The organism is Streptomyces sp. MB09-02B (assembly GCF_033794485.1).
GTDB lineage: Bacteria > Actinomycetota > Actinomycetes > Streptomycetales > Streptomycetaceae > Streptomyces.
The window spans coordinates 1-4,412 of sequence record NZ_JARGEE010000592.1 but is presented as its reverse complement, the minus strand read 5'-3'; the positions used below and the strand labels follow the sequence as shown (position 1 = coordinate 4,412).

Genomic DNA, 4,412 nt, shown 5'->3' with positions numbered 1-4,412 from the left:
CCTTCCCTCCCTCCCTCGACGAGGAGATCGACCGTGACACACGAGGTACGCGCCGTCGTCGCCCGCAAGAAGGGCGCCCCGGTCTCGGTGGAGACCGTCCTGGTGCCGGACCCCGGCCCCGGTGAGGCGCTGGTGCGGGTGCAGGCCTGCGGGGTCTGCCACACCGACCTGCACTACCGGGAGGGCGGGATCAACGACGAGTTCCCGTTCCTGCTCGGCCACGAGGCGGCGGGCGTGGTGGAGTCGGTCGGCGAGGGCGTCACCGACGTCGCCCCCGGCGACTTCGTCATCCTCAACTGGCGCGCCGTCTGCGGCACCTGTCGTGCCTGTCGCAGGGGCAGGCCCTGGTACTGCTTCGCCACGCACAACGCCACCCAGCCGATGACCCTGGCGGACGGCACCCCGCTCGCCCCGGCCCTCGGTATCGGGGCCTTCGCCGAGAAGACCCTGGTCGCCGCCGGGCAGTGCACCAAGGTGGACTCCATGGCCTCGCCGGCCGCCGCCGGACTCCTCGGCTGCGGTGTGATGGCCGGGTTCGGCGCCGCGGTCAACACCGGGGGCGTGGGACGCGGCGACTCCATCGCGGTGATCGGCTGCGGCGGCGTGGGCATGGCCGCGATCGCGGGTGCCAAGGTCGCCGGAGCCGGCCGCATCATCGCCGTCGACGTCGACGAACGGAAGCTGAAGTGGGCCGAGCAGTTCGGCGCCACCGACACCGTCGACTCCTCGAAGACCGACGCCGTCGAAGCGATCCGCGAGCTCACCGGCGGCTTCGGCGCCGATGTCGTCGTGGACGCGGTGGGCCGACCCGAGACCTTCAAGCAGGCCTTCTACGCCCGCGACCTGGCCGGCACCGCCGTCCTCGTCGGCGTCCCCACCCCCGAGCTGAAGCTCGAGCTGCCCCTCCTCGACGTCTTCGGCCGCGGCGGCGCCCTGAAGTCGTCCTGGTACGGCGACTGCCTGCCCTCCCGCGACTTCCCCGCCCTGATCGACCTCTACCTCCAGGGCCGCTTCGACCTGGGCGAGTTCGTCACCGAGACCATCGGCCTGGACGACGTCGAGGCCGCCTTCGCCAAGATGCACCACGGCGAGGTCCTGCGTTCGGTGGTGGTCCTGTGACCGCCCGCGTCGAGCGCCTCGTCACCTCCGGCACGTTCGAACTGGACGGCGGCACCTGGGACGTCGACAACAACGTCTGGCTGATCGGCGACGACGAGGAGGTCCTCGTCGTCGACGCCGCCCACGACGCGGACGTCATCGCCGCCGCCGTCGGCGACCGCCGCCTGGTCGCCATCGTGTGCACCCACGCCCACAACGACCACGTCAACGCCGCCCCGGCCCTGGCCGCCCGCCACGGCGCGCCGATCCTGCTCCACCCCGCCGACACCGTCCTGTGGAAGATGGCCCACGGCGAGGGGGCGCCCGACTTCCGTGAACTGACTGCGGGCGAGACCCTGCACGTCGCCGGCGTCGAGCTGACGGTGCTGCACACCCCCGGCCACTCGCCCGGCGCGGTCTGCCTCCACGCCCCCGCGCTGAACGCCCTGTTCTCCGGCGACACCCTCTTCCAGGGCGGCCCCGGGGCAACCGGCCGCTCCTTCTCCGACTTCGGCACCATCATCGCCTCCCTCCGGGACCGGCTGCTGACGCTCCCCGCCGGCACCACCGTCCACACCGGTCACGGCGACACCACCACCATCGGGGCGGAGGCGCCCCACCTCGACGAGTGGATCGCCCGCGGCCACTGAACCGCCTGCCACCGCTTCCCGAATTTTTCCGAAGGTGACCCGATGACCCTCACGAATCTGCCGCCCAGCCTGATCCCCACGCTGTCCGGCGAGTACTACACGGACCCCGGAGTCTTCGCCCAGGAGCAGGAGCGGGTCTTCGAGGCCATGTGGTTCTGCGTGGCCCGCGCCTCCGAGCTGGCGAAGCCCGGTGCTTTCCGCACCTACCAGGTCGGCCGCGAGAGCGTCCTCGTCTCCCGCTCCCGGGACGGCTCGATCAAGGCCTTCCTCAACATCTGCCGGCACCGCGGCGCCAAGCTCTGCCTGGAGGAGTCCGGCGAGGTCAAGCGGGCCTTCCAGTGCCCGTACCACGCCTGGACGTACGGCCTGGACGGCAAGCTGATCGCCGCGCCGAACCTGACCTCGATGCCGGACATCGACCGCACCGAGTACGGCCTGGTCAACGTCCATGTGCGGGAGTGGCTCGGCTATGTGTGGGTGTGCCTGGCCGACGAGCCGCCCTCCTTCGAGGCCGACGTGCTGGGCGCGGTCGTCGAGCGGCTCGGCGACGTCGAGTCGATCGAGCGGTACGACGTCGACAACCTGTCCGTGGGGCGCCGGATCACGTACGACGTGAAGGCGAACTGGAAGCTGATCATCGAGAACTTCATGGAGTGCTATCACTGCGCCACGATCCATCCCGAACTGACCGAGGTGCTGCCGGAGTTCGCGGACGGGTACGCCGCGCAGTACTACGTGGGCCACGGCGCGGAGTTCGGCGAGGAGGTCCAGGGGTTCACGGTCGACGGCTCCGAGGGGCTGGACCGCATCCCGGGCGTCGCCGAGGACCAGGACCGCCGCTACTACGCGATCACCGTCCGGCCGCAGGTCTTCATCAACCTCGTGCCCGACCACGTCATCTTCCACCGCATGTACCCGATGGCGGCGGACCGCACGATCGTCGAGTGCGACTGGCTGTACCTGCCGCACGTCGTCGAGAGCGGCAAGGACGTGGAGCGTTCGGTGGAGCTCTTCCACCGGGTGAACCAGCAGGACTTCGACGCCTGCGAGCGCACCCAGCCGGCGATGAGCTCGAAGGCCTACGCCAAGGGCGGTGTGCTGGTGCCCAGCGAGCACCACATCGGCGAGTTCCACACCTGGCTGCAGAACAAGCTCGATGTCGGACCCGCGCACTGACCCGGTCCCGGCCCCTTGACACCTCAGAAATCCACCGAAACCATGTTGCACATAACGCGCGTCGTTGTGCGATGTGAGACATCCCCTCGTCTGGAGCCCGCATGAGGAGCATCACCGTCGTCGGAGCGTCGCTGGCGGGCCTGAGCACGGTCCGCGCGCTGCGCGCAGAGGGATACGACGGCGAGATCGTCGTCGTGGGGGAGGAGCGCCACACTCCCTACGACCGTCCGCCGCTGTCCAAGGACTTCCTCAAGGGCGAGCTCGACGCCGACGCGCTCGCCCTCGGCGACCCCGACGAGTACGCCGACCTGGACGTGCACTGGCTGCTCGGGGAACGGGCGGTGCGCCTCGACCCCGCCACCCGGACCGTCACCCTGACCGGGGGCCGTCAGGTGCGCACCCACGGCGTGGTCGTCGCCACCGGCGCGAGCCCGCGCACCCTCCCCGGCTCCGACGGGCTGGCCGGCGTCCACACCCTGCGCACCCTGGACGACGCCCTGGCCCTGCGGTCGGAGCTGCTGACCGGCCTGCCCAGGCTCGTCGTCATCGGCGCCGGTTTCATCGGCGCCGAGGTGGCCTCCACCGCCCACCGGCTCGGACTGCACGTCACCGTCGTCGAGGCGGCCGACGTGCCGCTGGAGCGCCAACTCGGCCGCGAGATGGGCCTGGTCTGTTCCTCCCTGCACACCGACCACGGCGTCGACCTGCTGTGCGGCACCGGCGTCGCCGAACTCCTCGGCGAGGACCGGGCCACCGGTGTACGGCTGGCGGACGGCCGGGTGCTGCCCGCCGACGTCGTCGTGGTCGGCGTGGGGGTACGGCCCAACACCGACTGGCTCGCCGGCTCCGGGGTGCTCGTGGACGACGGCGTGGTGTGCGACACCGGCTGCGCGACCACCGTCCCGGGCGTCGTCGCCGTCGGCGACGTGGCCCGCTGCCCTCACCCGTTCACCGGACGGCACGCCCGCGTCGAGCACTGGAGCAGCGCCACCGAGCAGGCGAAGACCGCTGCCCGCACCCTGCTGACCGGCGTGTCCGCGCCCGCCCCGCTCACCGCCCCCTACTTCTGGTCCGACCAGTACCGCACCCGCATCCAGCTCGCCGGGTACGTCGCCCCGGGCGCCGTGCCCGAGGTCGTCGAGGGCGACATCAACAGCCGTACTTTCACGGCCGTCTACCGGTACGGGGGCGACCCCGTGGCCGTGCTCTCCCTCAACCAGCCGAAGTTCTTCAACCGGCTCCGCCGCACGCTCGTCCCCGTCGCCGCGGTCGCCGTGTCCTGAGCGGCCCGCTCGGGAGCGTCCCGCCCTCACCTCCTCCCTCCGGAACCCGCACAGGAGACCGCTGATGACCCTGTTCAACCAGTCCCTGCACGACCTCGACCCCGAGGTCGCCGCCGCCGTCGACGCCGAGCTGAACCGCCAGCAGTCCACCCTGGAGATGATCGCCTCGGAGAACTTCGCTCCGGTGGCGGTCATGGAGGCGCAG

At 71.3% G+C, this 4,412-nt stretch carries 4 protein-coding genes and 1 pseudogene; all 5 read left to right on the top strand.

From position 1 onward, the window contains the following. Window positions 1-33 precede the first annotated feature (33 nt). On the top strand, window positions 34-1,119 hold the full coding sequence (locus tag P1P70_RS41295; RefSeq protein WP_319247135.1) for an S-(hydroxymethyl)mycothiol dehydrogenase: 1,086 nt from the start codon (window positions 34-36) through the stop codon (window positions 1,117-1,119). Next, on the top strand, window positions 1,116-1,748 hold the full coding sequence (locus P1P70_RS41290; RefSeq protein ID WP_319247133.1) for an MBL fold metallo-hydrolase: 633 nt from the start codon (window positions 1,116-1,118) through the stop codon (window positions 1,746-1,748). Before P1P70_RS41295 ends, P1P70_RS41290 begins: the two co-directional genes overlap by 4 nt. A gap of 42 nt (window positions 1,749-1,790) precedes the next feature. After that, complete coding sequence (locus P1P70_RS41285) at window positions 1,791-2,924, top strand: aromatic ring-hydroxylating dioxygenase subunit alpha (RefSeq protein ID WP_319247131.1); 1,134 nt, start codon at window positions 1,791-1,793, stop codon at window positions 2,922-2,924. A 101-nt stretch (window positions 2,925-3,025) separates the two neighbouring features. After that, window positions 3,026-4,207: an NAD(P)/FAD-dependent oxidoreductase gene (locus tag P1P70_RS41280; protein ID WP_319247129.1), complete on the top strand. Its 1,182-nt coding sequence runs from the start codon at window positions 3,026-3,028 to the stop codon at window positions 4,205-4,207. 64 nt (window positions 4,208-4,271) lie between these two features. Beyond that, window positions 4,272-4,412, top strand: a pseudogene (locus P1P70_RS41275) (serine hydroxymethyltransferase); the annotation flags it as partial.

Bases quoted from the DNA above. Each gene is read 5' to 3' on its own strand.
- P1P70_RS41280 (WP_319247129.1), top strand. From the start codon at position 3,026: ATGAGGAGCATCACCGTCGTCGGAGCGTCGCTGGCGGGCCTGAGCACG.
- P1P70_RS41285 (WP_319247131.1), top strand. From the start codon at position 1,791: ATGACCCTCACGAATCTGCCGCCCAGCCTGATCCCCACGCTGTCCGGC.